At 53.5% G+C, this 16380-nt stretch carries 17 protein-coding genes; 3 read left to right on the forward strand and 14 right to left on the reverse strand.

All coding sequences use genetic code 11. The annotated features are described in order from the left end of the window. Positions 1–45: 45 nt before the first annotated feature. The 9 genes from QZL66_RS05160 to QZL66_RS05200 all read right to left on the reverse strand — a co-directional run bounded on the left by QZL66_RS05160 (position 46) and on the right by QZL66_RS05200 (position 7037). Positions 46–1758 (reverse strand): DEAD/DEAH box helicase, encoded by a 1713-nt coding sequence (locus QZL66_RS05160; RefSeq protein WP_022410671.1) that lies wholly within the window; start codon positions 1756–1758, stop codon positions 46–48. A 185-nt stretch (positions 1759–1943) separates the two neighbouring features. Further along, complete coding sequence (locus tag QZL66_RS05165) at positions 1944–2678, reverse strand: YebC/PmpR family DNA-binding transcriptional regulator (protein WP_022410672.1); 735 nt, start codon at positions 2676–2678, stop codon at positions 1944–1946. Between the two features lie 98 nt (positions 2679–2776). Beyond that, positions 2777–3163, reverse strand: a complete 387-nt coding sequence (locus tag QZL66_RS05170; protein WP_022410673.1) for a Mini-ribonuclease 3 — start codon at positions 3161–3163, stop codon at positions 2777–2779. Between the two features lie 17 nt (positions 3164–3180). Beyond that, on the reverse strand, positions 3181–3495 hold the full coding sequence (gene cgtA / locus QZL66_RS05175) for an Obg family GTPase CgtA (protein ID WP_293601873.1): 315 nt from the start codon (positions 3493–3495) through the stop codon (positions 3181–3183). Beyond that, positions 3389–4474, reverse strand: coding sequence for a GTPase ObgE (gene obgE / locus QZL66_RS05180; protein ID WP_022410674.1), 1086 nt, complete (start codon positions 4472–4474; stop codon positions 3389–3391). Before obgE ends, cgtA begins: the two co-directional genes overlap by 107 nt. Positions 4475–4607: 133 nt before the next feature. Continuing rightward, positions 4608–4889, reverse strand: coding sequence for a 50S ribosomal protein L27 (gene rpmA, locus QZL66_RS05185; RefSeq protein WP_022410675.1), 282 nt, complete (start codon positions 4887–4889; stop codon positions 4608–4610). 4 nt (positions 4890–4893) lie between these two features. After that, on the reverse strand, positions 4894–5220 hold the full coding sequence (locus QZL66_RS05190; RefSeq protein WP_022410676.1) for a ribosomal-processing cysteine protease Prp: 327 nt from the start codon (positions 5218–5220) through the stop codon (positions 4894–4896). Next, on the reverse strand, positions 5220–5531 hold the full coding sequence (gene rplU / locus QZL66_RS05195; protein ID WP_022410677.1) for a 50S ribosomal protein L21: 312 nt from the start codon (positions 5529–5531) through the stop codon (positions 5220–5222). Before rplU ends, QZL66_RS05190 begins: the two co-directional genes overlap by 1 nt. A 480-nt stretch (positions 5532–6011) precedes the next feature. Next, positions 6012–7037, reverse strand: coding sequence for an RING finger protein (locus QZL66_RS05200; protein ID WP_022410678.1), 1026 nt, complete (start codon positions 7035–7037; stop codon positions 6012–6014). A 336-nt stretch (positions 7038–7373) separates the two neighbouring features. Between QZL66_RS05200 and prfB the strand changes: the two genes are divergently transcribed. Beyond that, positions 7374–8492 carry a peptide chain release factor 2 gene (prfB, locus tag QZL66_RS05205; protein WP_022410679.1) on the forward strand — a complete coding sequence of 373 codons (1119 nt, stop codon included), beginning with the start codon at positions 7374–7376 and terminating at the stop codon, positions 8490–8492. A gap of 75 nt (positions 8493–8567) precedes the next feature. On the opposite strand, the gene QZL66_RS05210 is transcribed toward prfB, so the two are convergent. From QZL66_RS05210 to adhE, 5 genes are all read right to left on the reverse strand, one after another. Beyond that, positions 8568–9113 (reverse strand): GNAT family N-acetyltransferase, encoded by a 546-nt coding sequence (locus QZL66_RS05210; RefSeq protein ID WP_022410680.1) that lies wholly within the window; start codon positions 9111–9113, stop codon positions 8568–8570. A 66-nt stretch (positions 9114–9179) separates the two neighbouring features. Further along, entirely contained in the window at positions 9180–10253 is a 1074-nt protein-coding gene (locus QZL66_RS05215) for a hypothetical protein (RefSeq protein ID WP_293601874.1), read from the reverse strand. Beyond that, positions 10153–10731 carry an RNA polymerase sigma factor gene (locus QZL66_RS05220; RefSeq protein ID WP_022410682.1) on the reverse strand — a complete coding sequence of 193 codons (579 nt, stop codon included), beginning with the start codon at positions 10729–10731 and terminating at the stop codon, positions 10153–10155. The genes QZL66_RS05215 and QZL66_RS05220 overlap by 101 nt, the downstream gene beginning before the upstream one ends. A 327-nt stretch (positions 10732–11058) precedes the next feature. Next, complete coding sequence (locus tag QZL66_RS05225; protein ID WP_022410683.1) at positions 11059–11799, reverse strand: phosphotransferase family protein; 741 nt, start codon at positions 11797–11799, stop codon at positions 11059–11061. A gap of 41 nt (positions 11800–11840) precedes the next feature. Further along, the gene (adhE, locus tag QZL66_RS05230) at positions 11841–14456 is read right to left on the reverse strand and encodes a bifunctional acetaldehyde-CoA/alcohol dehydrogenase (RefSeq protein ID WP_022410684.1); all 2616 of its coding nucleotides are present in this window, start codon (positions 14454–14456) and stop codon (positions 11841–11843) included. 240 nt (positions 14457–14696) lie between these two features. Between adhE and QZL66_RS05235 the strand changes: the two genes are divergently transcribed. Further along, the gene (locus QZL66_RS05235) at positions 14697–15509 is read left to right on the forward strand and encodes a sigma-E processing peptidase SpoIIGA (RefSeq protein ID WP_022410685.1); all 813 of its coding nucleotides are present in this window, start codon (positions 14697–14699) and stop codon (positions 15507–15509) included. Positions 15510–15542: 33 nt separating this feature from the next. Next, entirely contained in the window at positions 15543–16283 is a 741-nt protein-coding gene (gene sigE, locus QZL66_RS05240; protein ID WP_022410686.1) for an RNA polymerase sporulation sigma factor SigE, read from the forward strand. Positions 16284–16380 lie beyond the last annotated feature (97 nt).

The raw sequence follows: 16380 nt of genomic DNA on the forward strand, positions 1-16380 counted from the left end.
AAGACACGTGTATACGCTTGTGAAGACAGGTTCTTAAATTTATGCTTAACCCTTGCGGCGCTTGCGATTGTACCCGCCGTTGCGCGGATTCTGCGTGTAGCCGTGACGGGAGGAGCGGTGCTGTCCGCTGCGTTCTCTGCCGCGATAGCCGCCGCTGCGTCCGCCGCCGTCCCGTTCTTCATAGTGCCGAACAGAAACCGGCTTGCCGTTGATCTTGCCGTTCTGCATGGCATCGATGACAAAATCCGACTCGGTGACCGGCACTTCTACCGTCGTATACTGGTCGTAAATGTCGATCTTACCGAACTCCGAACCAGCCATGCCCGTGGCATCCACCAGTGCACCCAGAATGAAGTTCGGCGCCATACGGTCTTTTCTGCCGGCGCTGATGCGCACCCGAACCGTCTTGACTCCGGCACGCTTTCCCTTGCGAATGGGCTTGGGAATATCGAAGGTGGGCAGATTCTTGGTTGCCTCGTCCAGATGCTTCTGAACCATCGCTGCCAGAATTGCCTTTGCGGAATCCGTCTGCTGAAGCAGTGTCTCCGTCAGTTCCAGCGCCTCCTCAGACACCTCTGTCTGCGACAGTGCCATTAGCTTCTCCTGCTCCTCCACAATCGCCGTTGCACGCAGTTCTTTGGAGGTGGGCACTGCCATTTCAGTGATCTCCGCCTTGGTATAGCGGGAGATCTCCCGCATCTCCTGCTCCTGCTTCCGACCGCTCAGAATGTTGTACGCTGTTCCAGTCTTGCCGGCACGGCCTGTTCTGCCAATGCGGTGGATGTAGTACTCATGATCCTGCGGCAAATCGTAGTTGAATACCGCATCTACGCCCTTGACATCAATGCCTCTTGCCGCCACATCGGTGGCAATCAGAATGGTATTGCGTCCGCTTTTAAAGCCGTTCATGACCTGTGTCCGCTGGAGCTGCTTCATATCGCCGTGCAGCCCTACCGCAGAGAAGCCACGCTGGCAGAGGGCTTCTGTCAGTTCGTCCACCATCTTCTTGGTATTGCAGAAGATCATGGAGGAGTTGGGCTGCTTTGCCAGCAGCAGCAGCTGGAGCGCATCCGCCTTGCGTCCCATGGGAACCGAGACATAGTACTGCGCCACAGCGTCCACCGTGCGGTGTGCGCTCTGAATCTGCACGAGAACGGGGTCTTTCTGGTACTGCTTGGTGATTGCGAGAATTGCCGGCGGCATGGTGGCAGAAAACAGCACGGTCTGCCGTTCCTCCGGTGTCTGTGCGAGCACGGCTTCGATGTCTTCACGAAAGCCCATGTTCAGCATTTCGTCCGCCTCGTCGAGTACAATGGTCTGAAGCTGATCCAGCTTCAGGGTGCGCCGGCGCAGATGATCCAGCACACGTCCCGGTGTGCCAACCACCAGATTGGCGCCGTTTTTCAGCTGGTAGATCTGCCGTTCCATGCTGGAACCGCCGTACACTGCCACCGGATGCACGTGCTTCTTAAACCGTGCAAACTTCCGGATCTCATCGCACGCCTGCATCGCCAGTTCTCTCGTGGGGCAGAGAATCAGCGCACAAACGTGACCGCAGTTCTCCGGCTCCATCTGTTCCAGAATTGGAATGCTGAACGCAGCCGTCTTTCCGGTTCCGGTATTGGACTTACCGATGACATCTTTTCCCTCCAGCAGCAGCGGGATGGTTTTCTCCTGAATTTCCGTCATCTCGGTAAAATCCAGCTGCGCCACCGCCTCCAGCAGCGGTGCAGATAGGTTTAATTCTTGAAATTGCATGCTTTTTCCTCTCTATTTCTCTTGGGGTGTTGCCCTGCTATCCTCATGCGCTTTTGCTGCACGAAGACAGCCTTTCTTTTTCTCAATGGCACATTTCGACAAAAAAGCGCATCCGGCACCGCCGAGGCGAAACCGGATACGCCAAATGTCCACTGCGATCTAGGTTATACAGAAACATGGGAAGCTTACTCTTCTTCCGGCATGCTCCAGTTGTGGTAAACGTTCTGCACGTCGTCGTTTTCCTCCAGATTTTCCAGCAGCAGGTTCATCTTCTTGATGGACTCCTCATCTTCCAGCGTGGTATAGGTTGCCGGAATCTGCATCACCTCAGCTGTGAGCACATGATAGCCCTTGTCAGTCAGACCCTCCCGCAGTCCACGCAATGCAGACGGTGCGCAGGAGACCTCAATGGCATCCTCGTCCATGGAGAAGTCATCCGCATCAAATTCGAAGCAGTCCTCCATGACCTGATCTTCGTCCAAGCCGGTATTCTCCAGTACCAGAATGCCTTTTTCGCTGAACATGAAGGAAACGCAGCCGGGTGTTCCCAGATTTCCGCCGAACTTATCGAAATAATGGCGCACATCGGCAGCGGTACGGTTCTTGTTGTCCGTCAGGCACTCCACGATAACAGCCACGCCGTTCGGGCCATAGCCCTCGTATACGATGGTCTCGTAATTGTTCTTGTCGCCCTCTCCGGCAGCTTTCTTGATGACACGATCGATGTTGTCGTTGGGCACATTGTTTGCCTTTGCCTTTGCGATCAAATCACGCAGCTTGGCATTTGTGCTGGGATCCGGACCGCCCTCCTTAACGCAAACCGTGATCTCACGGCCGATCTTGGTGAAGATCTTGCCCTTAGCAGCATCCGTTGCCTCTTTCTTTCGCTTGATGTTATTCCACTTCGAATGTCCTGACATCGCAAAACTCTCCTTTTCTTTGTTCCGGAAGCCCCGGAACGTTCTATTGCACTTGCCCAAAAACCATACGACACCGATTTTCAAGCAATCTCATTTCTTTATTCCGCTGGAAAAATCGCAGCGAACAGCTCTTCCAGGCGTGCCTGTTCTCCCAGCAGATGCAGATAGCCGAACAGTGCTTCCAGTCCGGTCGCCTTATGATAATCCTGCGCAGAGGTGTGCCGTGGCACGGTATTGTTGGCGTTTCTGCCACGCTTGTACACCGCCGTCTCCTCCTCTGTCAGCAGCGGAATCAGACGGTCTATCGCCTGCGCCTGAAACGCTGCACAGACCAGCTGGATCTTCTGTTCGTGAAGCTTGGCAGCCGGACGGTTTGCCTCCCGCACCAAATACTCCCGCACCAGAATTTCATAGACACTGTCCCCCAGAAATGCCAGCGCCAGAGGGCTATACTGCCGTGCCTGTGCCTGTGTCAAAGGTTCCATGATACTCCCATGCCTCCTTACGGCACAAAATCAAATTCAAAGCCCAGAATGTCGACAGTGTCGCCCTCCTGAATGCCCTGCGCTTCCAAGCCGTCGATGATACCGCTGCTGCGGAGCACCCGCTGGAAGTATTGCAGCGAGGAATAGTCATCCATATTCACGGTGCGCAGAATCGGTTCCAGCCACGGCGCATGCACGTAGAATACACCGTCCTCTTCCTGAATCTCAAACCGGCCGTGTGCCTGTTCTGCCAGTTCTTCCTGCGAGGGCGCTTCCGGCTCGTATTGCAGGATCGGCGGCAGCGTTTGAAGCAGCGCTGCGGTTGCCTGCACCAGCTCTNNNGGTTGCCTGCACCAGCTCTGCGGTTCCGGCAGTGGTTGCCGCAGAAATGGCGTAGAACGGCAGCCCCTTTTCCTGCACATATTTCCGAAAGCGTTCCACCTGTTCCGGCTCTGCCATATCGCACTTATTGGCAACAACGATTTGCGGACGCTCCGCCAGCTCTGCGCGAAAGCGCACCAGTTCACTCTGAATGGTTTCGTAATCCTCGATGGGATCACGTCCCTCAGAACCGGAGACATCTACCACATGGAGAATCAGCCGGCAGCGCTCCACATGACGCAGGAAGTCATGTCCCAAGCCAACACCCTCGCTGGCACCCTCGATCAAACCGGGGATGTCCGCCATGACAAAGGACTGTTCCTCTGCCACACGCACCAGTCCCAGCACCGGTGTCAGCGTGGTAAAGTGGTAGTTGGCGATCTTCGGCTTTGCCGCACTGACCACAGAGATCAGCGTGGATTTTCCCACATTTGGAAAGCCAACCAGTCCCACATCCGCCAGCAGCTTTAGTTCCAGTGTCACGTCAAAGGACTCCCCCGGAAAACCGGGCTTTGCAAAACGGGGAATCTGACGGGTGGAGGTGGCAAAGTGCACGTTGCCCTTGCCGCCCCTGCCGCCCTTGGCGAGGATCTGCGGTTCATCGGTGGAGAGGTCTGCCATGATGCGTCCCGTTGCGGTTTCCCGCACCACTGTGCCACGAGGAACACGGATCACCAGATCCGGCGCACTCTTTCCCGTACAATTCCGTGCACCGCCATTTTCGCCACGCTGTGCAACATATTTCCGTTTGAAGCGGAAATCAATCAATGTGGAAAAATTGTCGTCCACCTGAAAGACGATATTTCCGCCTCTGCCGCCGTCTCCGCCGTCCGGTCCTCCGGCAGCAACATATTTTTCCCGGTGAAATGAAACCGCACCGTCACCGCCGTCTCCGGCTTTGATGGTGATTCGTGCCTGATCGACAAACATGGCATATCTCCTTTCCTCTGACCTCAGAACCTGCTTGCTCTGAAAAATCTCCTACAAGAAAATCCCAAGCGCACTTGCTCGGGATTTTCCATCATTCTTTTCCGGCGAGCTGCCGGGAAATCAAATTCGTTTGTTACTGTGCTGCGTAAACGCTAACCTTCTTGCGGTCACGGCCAACACGCTCAAACTTTACGGTACCATCCACCATTGCAAACAGGGTGTCATCGGAACCGATGCCAACGCCTGCACCCGGATGAATGTGCGTACCTCTCTGGCGAACCAGAATGTTGCCTGCCTTGACGAACTGACCGTCTGCACGCTTTACGCCCAGACGCTTGGACTCAGAGTCACGGCCGTTCTTGGTAGAACCAGAACCCTTTTTATGTGCAAAAAACTGAACATTAATCTGTAACATAATCTTACACCTCCATGTGTTCCAAATGAATACATGCGGGAAACGCTTTTTCCAGCTCGCCAAGCTGGAGTTCCAGTCCGGCGAACAAACGTGCTGCATTTCCGGAAGCATCCTGATCGGTCAGACGAATCACAATCGTAGCAGAATCCTCGTCCTGCTCCGCCGAAACGGGGAGCTGGTAGATCTCTGTCATCAGATTGGCGATGGTCTGCACTGCAGAAGTCGCATAGGCACAGACAACGTCTGACCCAGCCTCCGCATACTCAGCATGTCCTGTTACGGTACAGCCCGTACAACATGTCCCAGCATAAAAAAACTGTGCGGAAATCATTATGCCTCGATGGCTTCGATCTGCACCTGAGTGTACGGCTGTCTGTGACCCTGCTTCTTCTTCTCGCCCTTCTTCGGCTTGTAGGTCATAACCGTAATCTTCTTTGCCTTGCCATTCTTGATAACCTTGGCACGAACAGAAGCACCGCTGACATACGGCGTACCGATCTTCAGACCGTCTTCACCGCCAACAGCAACAACCTTGTCAAAAACAACGCTGTCCTCAGCCTCTACGTTCAGCTTCTCGATAAAGAGCACGTCATTTGCCTTTACCTGATACTGCTTTCCGCCTGTTTCAATTACTGCATACATTTTACTTGGCACCTGCCTTTTACAAAAACTCGCTGCGAGAGGCACACGAAACCGTGTTTTTCGACCTGTACGCATGCGGCTTTTTTATTGTATCACATTTCCGCCGATTTGTCAACGCTTTTTCTCAAATTTTTTTTGCGCTGCCGCCGGCTTTTTTGCAGTGCCGGCAAAGTGCTGCCCACACCGTTTGTTTTTTGTGAAAACTATATATGAAACCAATCTATATTTTATTCATTCCGTGAATAGACAGCGCTCCGGATTTATGATATAATAACAGTCAGAAGCTTTTTCGCAGCGGGATTTTTCCGCTGCAAACTTGACATTGCCATTTTCTCATATCATTTTACACTCCTATCATAGAGAAACGACAGCAGAGAAATTTCCTGCTGTCGTTTCTTGTAGTATCGCCATTTTACGAAAACAGCTCAGGTTTCCGCCTGAGCTGTTTTTCATTGCACAAATTTCGGATACTTAGCGGAATCAAAGCATCAGTACAACAATCACAACTGACATCATCAGCAACAGCAGCACATATTCCAGTGCGATCATGCCCAGGATCAGCCAGCCGTTGGTACCGCCCTGACTGCGCAGGTAGGCATTCCGCACTGCTTCCGAGAGATCCTGCTCCCGAATCCGATGTACTTTTTTCAGCACAAACCGGTAATACAGCCAGTTGCCCAGCAGACCAAGCACTATCTTGACAGCAATGCCCAGATAGCTGCCCACATTGGAGAGAACTCCCAGAAGCGATTCGTGGGCATCCAGCTTGTCCTGCATCCCCTGCAGCATCTCCACCATCTGCGGCTGGAGGGTAGTCCAGAGGGACTCCTCCGAATGCTTTGCCATGTAGATCATATTGGGCAGCTCCGCCCGAAACGTTTCCACCATCGCCGGCAGCTGCAACAGGGAGAATACGCCCACCAGAATCAGCGCCAGCGGCCACATCTTCCGGTTGGCAAAATACAGTTGCGGGAAAAACAGACAGGGAAAGTTGACGGAGATCCGGCTCTTCCACTGATGAAAGCGCTGGAATCGCGGCAAGTAGTACAGCACGTTGCGGGAGACGAAATTCGCCACGTCCTTCATCGGCTCGCCGTCCAGCTCCTGCCGGGAGTCTGCGGACTCATCCATTGCCTCCGCCACAGTGTCCAGCGTCTCTGCCGCATCTTCCATTCGCCGCTGCATCCGCTCCTGAAACGTCTGCGGCTCCGGTTCCTCTGATGCCAGCGGTTTTCCGCAGCCCTGACAAAATGAAGTATCTGCCTTATTTTTCGTGCCGCAGTTCGGGCACACCTTTGTCAGCCTGACCGTATCCTCCTGTTCCGCCAGCACCTCATCCCAGCTTTTTCCGGATGCGTGCAGCGGTGCATTCAGACAGTGTCCTGTCTTTTGCCAGCAGGCACGGTGGTACGGTGTGCCGCACTCCGGACATACGACGATGTCGTCGTCCTCCTGCAATTTCTGATGACAGCCGAAGCACTCCTGCCCCACATGACGATTTGCCATAGGCCACCTCTTTCTCTCTCGGAAATTTCCTTTGAATTTTGAAAAAACACCGCATTCCTGTACCGTGTTTTCGTTACAATACGTCTATTATAACACATCGGAAAATTTTTTTCAATATCCAAAGAAAATATTTGCATCCCGCCGGAATTTGTAGTATAATAAAAAGAGTATGGAAAGTTGTTCTCATCGGAAAAGACGGCTTCCGCCCGCTGTGCGGTACTGTTCCCAAGCTTTCCGAATCGTTTTTGTGGTGCGTTTTTTCGCATCCGCAGCCGAATCACAGAGGCTGCCGTCATACGGCCGGCAGCCTTCATCCAACACAAAGGAGAAACAAATATGATCTTATTAGACGAACTGCGCATCACCATGAGTGATTACCGCAAAGATCTCAAGGAGCTGTACGAGGTTCTGGGCATCGAAAAGGCAAAGAAGCGCTTCGACGAATTGCAGCAGCAGATGGAGGATCCCAATTTCTACACCGATCTGGAAAACTCCCAGAAGGTTTTGCAGGAATCCAAGCGTCTGGAAAACAAGATCGGCAAGTACAAGAAAATGGAGGAGACGCTGGATGATATCCTGACGCTCATCGAGCTGACCATGGAAGAGGGCGAGGAGGAGTCCAACGCAGAGCTGAACGCAGAAGCTGACAAATTTGTGAAGGAGCTGGAGTCCATGAAGCTGGCATCCCTGCTCACCGGAGAATACGATGCCTCCAACGCCATCCTCACATTCCACGCCGGTGCCGGCGGAACAGAGGCGCAGGACTGGGCGGAAATGCTGTACCGCATGTACAACCGCTGGGCAGAGCGCCACGACTACAAGGTGGAGCTGCTGGACTATCTGGACGGCGACGAAGCCGGTCTGAAGAGCGCCTCCATCCTGATCTCCGGTGAAAACGCCTACGGCTTCCTGAAGTCCGAGTCCGGCGTACATCGTCTGGTTCGTGTCTCCCCCTTCGACTCCTCCGGACGCCGCCACACCTCGTTTGCTGCGCTGGAAGTGATGCCGGAAATCGACGACTCCATGGAAGTGGACATTCGTCCGGACGACATCAAGATGGATGTGTTCCGTTCCAGCGGTGCCGGCGGTCAGCACATCAACAAGACCAGTTCCGCCGTTCGTCTGACGCACCTGCCCACCGGCATCGTGGTTTCCTGTCAGACACAGCGCAGCCAGGTGCAGAACCGTGACTATGCCATGAAGATGCTCCGTGCAAAGCTGGTAGAGATCAAGGAGCGGGAACATCTGGAGAAGATCGCCGACATCAAGGGCGTACAGAAAGAAATCGCATGGGGCGCACAGATTCGCTCCTACGTTTTCATGCCCTACACGCTGGCGAAAGACCACCGCACCGGTTTCGAAAACGGTAACATTCAGGCAGTCATGGACGGCGATCTGGACGGCTTCATCAACGCCTACCTGAAAGCGCTCTCCAGCGGTACGCTGCAAAAGTAAGCGCCTGCCGGTTCTAAAATCATACGAGAAAACGGGTACAGCCACTGGTGCTGCACCCGTTTTGTTGTTCTGCTGTCATTTTTGATACGGCTGCGGAATCGGCTCCGCATTGATGCGCTCCAGCACCGCCTTTTCCGGCGAATCCTGTGCGATGCATCGAAGCCGGATGTTTGGAACATACACCATTTTCAACAGCGGAACAAATTCGTCCTCCACGATTTTCTCGCCGGTCAGCTGAAATCCATGCCGCTGATAAAAAGCAATTGCCCTTGTATTGTATTCCAGTACCCAGAGCCATTCCGCCTGCTTTTGACGAACCGCAAAATCCAGCAGGTGTGCGCCAATCCGCTGCCCTTGAAACTGCGGTTCCACATATAGCTTTTCAATTGCATCGCCGGAAATGCGAATGATTCCTTTCACGATGCCGTCATCATAAACATAGGTATTGCGAAGCTGCTGCGTGTCCTCTGTGTATTCCGATGCCATATCCACAACGTTCAGCTTGCCAAAATAAAATGCGTCGTTGCGGAAAAACGGATAAAAGTTGGTACGGTAGTTGGTGACAATGATCTCTGCGATTCTGGAAGCGTCCGCTGCTGTCGCCGGTCTGAGAAATTCCATGGTGTCTGACATCCTCTCTGTGTGTTGCTGCGTCTATGATACCACAGATTTCGGCGAATGTCAAATTTATGCCAGCGGAATCTCGATTCCATTCACACGGATTGCTGCAATTTTTTCCGGATCCAGCGGTGTCTGGAAGGCCACCCGCACATACCATTCCGGCGTGCCGTCCGAGGCAAGCCAGCTTCCCGCAGCTGTACAAGAAACCGTTGTTGTTCTGCCGTCCTGCAATACCAGATCGATGGTATCTCCGAGGGACTCACCCACGCTATCGGGGGAAGTCAAAGTACCTTTCAGCCGCAGCGAAAGCGCCTGAATATCCACATGGGACAGTTGGAACCGGTCATCCAGCGCAATCGGCTCGTCCCAGGAGAATCCCCGTTCTGCCAGCGGTTCGCCCAGCTGCAAGGTTGCGGTGATCGTGCCAAACCATGTCTGCTGGTCTGCCTGAATCAAACCGTTCTGTGCCATGATGGTATCGTAATCCTCCGACCAGCTGAGCTCCACATCCATAGTATCCACGTCATACGGTTCCTGAAACGACATTCTGTATATCATCTGGTAAGCGCCGTCGTCCAGCGGTGTAATGTCCATCATCTGCGCATTTTCCAAGACAAGATTCTTGTCTGCTCTCGTTTCATCCCGACCTGACACGCCGTTGATAAACGGATAGCTCGCCCTACTGCCATCTGCTTCATTCACTTTCGTTTCGTCCAGGAATATCATGTTCTGGCTATCGATTTTCTCGCCGTGCGAATCAATTTGGAAGATGAGATAAATGGTACGGGCATCATTGACCACGCCAACCGGTGTCACATCCCAGCCGTTCATTCCGCTGACAGTCACATGTTCCATGGTTCCGTTTGTCGCAATGAGCTGCTCCGACACGCTGGTTGTCTCAGTCTGCGGAAACAGCAGTTCCAGCAGACTGCGATTCTGCGCTGCCGCAGCAGAAAAGACGCTGACCACACTAATGCACACCGCAGCAGCCACCGCAATCCCCAGCTTTTTTTGCCAGGAGAACCGGTGATGGCGTGGTTCAAAGGCATCCTGCTGTTGGATTTGTTCCAGAATCCTTTGTTCGCAGGACGCCGGCATCTGAATCTGTTCCATGAGCTGTTGATATTGCTTCTTGTCCATAATAAAATCCACCTTTCTGTTCCAGTTTGAGCTTCAGCTTTTTTCGGGCACGTTCCAGCTGCGTCTGAATGGTCGAGAGATTGCGTCCCGTGATCTGGGCGATCTCTTTGACGGAATACTCCTCGTAATAGTACAGCAGTACGACCACACGGTATTTTTCCGGCAGGGAGAACACGGCGGCATACAAAGCAGTTTCCGCCGGTGTGGTCAGACGCTCTGCGATATCTGCCGGCATCTCCGCACGGTTCTTATGCCAGACTGAGCGCCGCAGGTTATGGCAGGCGTTGATGGTCACACGAATGAGCCACGCCTTTTCTGCACCGTCATCCGGAAACGGCACTTCCCGAAGATACAGCTTCAGAAAAGTATCCTGCGACACATCCTCCGCATCCGCCTGATTCCGCAGATAGGTATAGGCGATTCGATAAACCGTGTCCTTATAGCGCTGTAATTTCTGCCGAAATTCCACGTCTTCCATTTTATCACACCTCCTCGTTTTCATTAGAGCTTGTTCCGTATCTTTTTATGTGCGGATTTTCGAGCATGATTTTGTCGGTGACAAGGAAAAAATCCGCAGGCATACTGTCGTATGGCAAGGGTTTTTGACGCAGTCATCGGCAAAATCTGCCGAAAAGATGTGCGAAAAAAGATGCGAGACAAGCTCTTAGAAGCACTTCACCCATATAACAAAACAGAAGTGGAAAATATCTCACTTTTCCAAAATTTTTTCCGAAATAAAAAGCAGGCACAGCAAAATTCGCTGCACCTGCTCTTTTTCAAAGGCTCCCCGAAGAAGAACCCTTAGTTATTCATAGTCGAACACATTGACCCAATTCAGCAGGAATTCCCGCTCCTGCGGATTTTCCTTGGAGAGCTGCGAGGCTGCCACAATGGGCAGCCACTGGGAAACATACTGCTTTGCCACATCGTTCATATCGCAGAACATCTTCAGATACAGCTCTGCCCAGTCATCCCGGCCGTTCAGGCGGAACATCAGATAGGTTCTTGCTGCGTCGGCACTGCCGTTGCCCTGTGTCGCATGGGACCAGTCGATCACATACAGTCTGCCGTCTTTGTCCACAATGACGTTGCTGGGGTTGAAATCGCCGTGGCACACCTTGATGTGATCGTGCATGGCGCTCAGCCGTGTGTGCAGATCATATCGAATGGTGGCATCCAGACCGGACTGGCTGATCTTACGGTTCATCTTGTCTTTCAGCTTCGTCAGCAACGGCGAGCGCTTGCTCTGGATCTCCTTTTGCAGCAGCACAAACTGCTCCATATAGCTCTCCAGCTGCTCCGGATGTGCCTCCATCAGCGATTGCAAGGTTTCGCCCTCTACAAATTCCGTCACAATTGCCCAGCGGTTATCCACCTTGCGCACTTCCAGCAGCTTGGGGATCCGCAGGCCGGTTTCCTCCACACGTGCCTGATTGAGTGCCTCGTTGAGAATATCCGACTTCTTAAAGCCCTTGCCGAACACCTTGACCCGTGTGTTTCCTTCCCGATAACTGGTTTTCTCCAGTCCTTCCAGCAATGGTTCCATCGCTCATCTTCCTCCTGTTTTGTCCGAGCCTGTTCCGGCTCTTATGCGCCGTAGTATGCCGTCAGATACATCTCCCGAATTTCCGAGATCAGCGGATACCGTGGGTTTGCTCCTGTGCACTGGTCGTCGAACGCCTGTTCACACATGTCGTCCAGTGTCTCCAAAAATACAGATTCCTCAACGCCGTAGTCCCGAATCGTCTTGCGAATGCCGACCCGCTCCTTCAGCGCCTCGATCTTGGTGATAAAGTTTTCGAATACCTCTTCGTCGTTCGCACCGGTCACGCCCACAAACCGTGCGCACTCGCAGTACCGCTCCAGTGCATGCGGATACGGATACTGGGAGAACGTGCCCATCTTCTGGGGTGCTTCTGACGCATTGTACCGCATGATCCGGGTAATCAGGATGGCATTTGCCACGCCGTGAGGCAGGTGGTGGAATGCGCCCAGCTTGTGCGCCATGGAGTGGCACACGCCCAGAAATGCATTGGCAAACGCCATTCCCGCCATGGTAGATGCATTCGCCATCTTCTCCCGTGCAAGGGGTGCGTTCGGCCCGTTGTCATAGCACTCCGGCAGATACTCGAAAATGTTCTTCAACGCCTTGAGTGCCAGACCGTCGGTATAGTCGGTTGCCATTACCGATGCATATGCCTCCAGTGCGTGGGTCATAGCATCGATACCGGACGCAGAGGTCAGCCCACGAGGCTGGGACATCATCAGATCGGTGTCGATGATCGCCATGTTCGGCAGCAGCTGGTAGTCCGCCAGCGGATACTTGGTGCCGGTTGCCTCATCGGTGATTACCGCAAAAGGCGTTACCTCCGAGCCAGTACCCGAAGAGGTGGGAACGGCGATAAAGTACGCCTTGCTGCCCATTTCCGGGAACTCGTAGGTGCGCTTGCGAATGTCGAGGAAACGCATTGCCATGTCGGCAAAGTCTGCCTCCGGATGCTCATACAGCACCCACATGATCTTCGCAGCATCCATAGCAGAACCGCCGCCCAGCGCAATGATGACATCCGGTTCGAACTCCCGCATCAGTGCTGCGCCAGTCTTTGCGCAGGACAGGGTGGGATCCGGCTGGACATCCGAGAAGATCTGGAATGCCACACCCATCTCCTGAAGCCGGTCTGTGATGCAGGCGGTCATCCCGCTCTTGAACAGGAACTGGTCGGTTACGAGGAACGCACGCTTCCGGTGCAGCACCTCCTGAATCTCCCGAAGTGCCACCGGCAGGCAGCCTTTCTTAAAGTATACTTTCTGAGGTGTGCGGAACCACAGCATGTTTTCTCTCCTCTCTGCAACGGTCTTGATATTGAGCAGGTGCTTGACACCGACATTTTCCGAAACGGAATTTCCGCCCCAGGAGCCGCAGCCCAGTGTGAGGGACGGTGCCAAATTGAAGTTATACAAGTCACCGATACCACCGTGAGAGGAGGGTGTATTGATTACGATACGGCAAGCTTTCATCTTTGCCGCAAAAGCATCGATTTTCTCCCGATGCTTTCCGGCATCCACGTAGAGCGAAGCGGTATGTCCATAACCGCCGTCCCTGATGAGCTGGTCGGCATAAGACATTGCCTGTTCAAAGTTTTCCACACGATACATTGCCAGAACCGGCGAGAGCTTCTCATGGGCAAATTCCTCGTCCAGCGAAACCGAGGTCACCTCACCGATGAGCACACGGGTTTCCTGAGGAATGGTCACGCCAGCAAGCTCTGCGATCTTTGCCGCACGCTGTCCAACGATCTTGCTGTTGAGCGAACCATTGATGAGGATGGTTTTCCGCACCTTTTCCGTTTCTTCCGGTGTGAGGAAATAGCAGCCACGCCGGAGAAATTCCGCACGCACGGCATCATAGATGGAGTCGTCCACGATGACCGACTGCTCCGAAGCGCAGATCATACCGTTGTCGAACGTCTTGGAGTGGACGATGGAGTTTACTGCAGTCTCAATATCTGCCGAAGCATCAATGACTGCCGGTGTATTTCCGGCGCCAACGCCCAGCGCCGGCTTTCCGCTGGAGTACGCTGCACGCACCATACCCGGACCGCCGGTTGCCAGAATGATATCCGCCTCCTGCATCAGGGTGTTGGTCATCTCCAGCGAGGGAACATCGATCCAGCCGATGATGTTCTCCGGTGCGCCTGCCTTTACCGCAGCCTCCAGCACGATCTTTGCCGCAGCAATGGTGCTCTTCTTTGCACGGGGGTGCGGCGAGATCAGGATGGCATTTCTGGTCTTGAGACAGATCAGCGACTTAAAGATCGCCGTAGAAGTGGGGTTGGTCGTCGGAATAACAGCAGCCACAACGCCGATGGGTTCTGCAATGCGCATGGTGCCGTAAGCGGGGTCCTTTTCAATCACGCCGCAGGTCTTGGTGTGCTTATAAGCGTTGTAGATATACTCGGACGCATAGTTATTCTTGATAACCTTATCCTCCACAACGCCCATGCCGGTTTCCTCCACTGCCATTTTGGCAAGCGGCAGTCTGGCATGGTTTGCCGCAAGGGCAGCCGCACGAAAGATCCGATCCACCTGTTCCTGCGAGTAGGACGCAAAGATCTCCTGTGCACGGCGCACCTCGGAGAGCTTCTGCATCAGTGCAGGGACACCATCCACCAGCGAATGATTCATTTCAGTTTGACTCGTCATGATTTGTTTCTCCTATTCTAAATCTGGACGGAACACTTTTGTGACAAGCTGCGCAGGGGCCCCTTTCCCACGACACCTTTGTCACTCTCATTATACCACATTCTCCTGCCTCACGTCAATGCAAACCGCAATTTTTACAATTCCTTTTCTTCCGCATCCAAAAGACTTTAGTTTCCAGCTCTGCATATCCGACAGAAACCGCAGATCATCTCTGGTATACTTAGAAACAGAGGTGATGACATGCAAACGATTTATCTGGACGTTCTGCTGTTGCAAAGCCTCTATGTCAACTATTTTCTGCTGCATGCTGCGGCACGTGTCACGCATACGCCGCTGCGGTTTGCCCGATGCCTGTTGGTTTCGGCGGGAAGCAGCCTGTTTTCCCTGCTGATCTTTCTGCCGGCGCTCCCCCTCCTGCTCCAGCTTCTCCTGAAGCTGACCGCAGCGGCAGCAACCGTCAGTCTGGCATTTGGCATTCAGCACGGTCGGTGGCTGGGGCAGTTCGGCTGCTTTTTTGGATGCAGCTTTTTGCTGGCCGGATTGCTGCTGGCGGTGTGCAGCACCGCAAACCAGGGCTTTGCCACATGGAGCAACAGCTGCTTTTATCTGGATTTTTCCCTGTTTCAGCTGATCCTATTCACGGCACTTGCTTATCTCCTGCTGCACCTATGCGATTTTTTTCGAGGAAGGAGGCATCACACAGACGAACATTTTCAGGTTCTGATCCGGCTCGGCGGGAGAACGGCAGTTCTGGAGGGCATGGCGGATACCGGCAACAACCTCACCGATCTTTTCTCCGGCCGTCCCGTCATTGTCTGCGGGAAACAGTCTCTGGAAGCACTTCTAAGCGGCAGTTCCGTGGAACAGCTGCAAGGATACCGGCTGCTTCCCTGCACCACAGTGACCGCAAACGGACTTCTGCCCCTGTTTCGGCCGGATGAGATCTGTATCCGCAATCTGTCCAGCGGAAAAAGCCGCACCGCAGACGGAATGGTTGGCATTGGCGGTACGCAGAAATGCGCTATTTTTCACCCCAGACTTCTGGAATTCTGATTCCGGAGTCTGCCAACAGAAAGGATGTGAAACATGCACTTTTGGATTTTCAGCATCCGGCGAATTCGGGAACGGATCTGCCGCTTCCTGCAAGACACCTGCCGCATTGATTATATCAACGGCATCGACACCCTTCCGCCGCCCCTTTCCAAGGAGGAGGAAGCTGCCGTATTTGCAGCGCTGGAAGCAGGCGATTCCAATGCACGGGAAACGCTCATCGTCCATAATCTGCGTCTTGTCGTTTACATCGCACGAAAATTCGAGTCCTCCGGCCTGGGTCTGGAGGATCTGATCTCCATCGGAACCATCGGACTCATCAAGGCGGTAGGCACGTTTCGCCCCGCCAAGAAAATCAAGCTGGCAACCTACGCCTCAAGATGCATCGAAAACGAAATTCTCATGGTACTCCGGAAAAACGCCCAGTCCCGCAGCGAAATCTCCATTGACGAACCGCTGAGCGCCGACTGGGACGGAAACGAACTGCTGCTCTCCGATATCCTTGGCACAGAGGAGGACATCGTCAGCAAGGGCATTGAGAACGAAGCAGAACGGGAAATGCTGCGCCAGGCTGTTTCGGAACTTGGCGAACGGGAACGGGAGATCATGGAGATGCGGTTCGGACTTTGCGGCGGCAGGGAACGCACCCAAAAGGAGGTGGCAGAATCCATCGGCATTTCCCAGTCCTATATCTCACGGCTGGAAAAGAAAATCATCCGAAAACTCCGCAGCAAGCTGGAGGCATCTGATCTGCCTGCTGCAAAATCCCCCTTGTAATTGAAAGCGCCCATTTTCGGCACGCAAAAACGAACACCCGACGGAGAACCGAAGTTCCCGCCGGGTGTTTGTTATGTCACAGAGTTTTGTGTGTTAT

The sequence above is a fragment of the Ruminococcus sp. CAG:330 genome (genome assembly GCF_000437175.1).
GTDB lineage: Bacteria > Bacillota > Clostridia > Oscillospirales > Ruminococcaceae > Ruminococcus_C.

Coding starts and splice junctions, on each gene's coding strand:
- prfB (WP_022410679.1), top strand. CDS start 7,374: ATGATCTTATTAGACGAACTGCGCATCACCATGAGTGATTACCGCAAA.
- QZL66_RS05235 (WP_022410685.1), top strand. CDS start 14,697: ATGCAAACGATTTATCTGGACGTTCTGCTGTTGCAAAGCCTCTATGTC.
- QZL66_RS05210 (WP_022410680.1), bottom strand. CDS start 9,113: ATGGAATTTCTCAGACCGGCGACAGCAGCGGACGCTTCCAGAATCGCA.
- QZL66_RS05215 (WP_293601874.1), bottom strand. CDS start 10,253: ATGGACAAGAAGCAATATCAACAGCTCATGGAACAGATTCAGATGCCG.
- QZL66_RS05225 (WP_022410683.1), bottom strand. CDS start 11,799: ATGGAACCATTGCTGGAAGGACTGGAGAAAACCAGTTATCGGGAAGGA.
- adhE (WP_022410684.1), bottom strand. CDS start 14,456: ATGACGAGTCAAACTGAAATGAATCATTCGCTGGTGGATGGTGTCCCT.
- sigE (WP_022410686.1), top strand. CDS start 15,543: ATGCACTTTTGGATTTTCAGCATCCGGCGAATTCGGGAACGGATCTGC.
- rpmA (WP_022410675.1), bottom strand. CDS start 4,889: ATGTTACAGATTAATGTTCAGTTTTTTGCACATAAAAAGGGTTCTGGT.
- QZL66_RS05160 (WP_022410671.1), bottom strand. CDS start 1,758: ATGCAATTTCAAGAATTAAACCTATCTGCACCGCTGCTGGAGGCGGTG.
- QZL66_RS05165 (WP_022410672.1), bottom strand. CDS start 2,678: ATGTCAGGACATTCGAAGTGGAATAACATCAAGCGAAAGAAAGAGGCA.
- rplU (WP_022410677.1), bottom strand. CDS start 5,531: ATGTATGCAGTAATTGAAACAGGCGGAAAGCAGTATCAGGTAAAGGCA.
- QZL66_RS05190 (WP_022410676.1), bottom strand. CDS start 5,220: ATGATTTCCGCACAGTTTTTTTATGCTGGGACATGTTGTACGGGCTGT.
- QZL66_RS05200 (WP_022410678.1), bottom strand. CDS start 7,037: ATGGCAAATCGTCATGTGGGGCAGGAGTGCTTCGGCTGTCATCAGAAA.
- QZL66_RS05220 (WP_022410682.1), bottom strand. CDS start 10,731: ATGGAAGACGTGGAATTTCGGCAGAAATTACAGCGCTATAAGGACACG.
- QZL66_RS05170 (WP_022410673.1), bottom strand. CDS start 3,163: ATGGAACCTTTGACACAGGCACAGGCACGGCAGTATAGCCCTCTGGCG.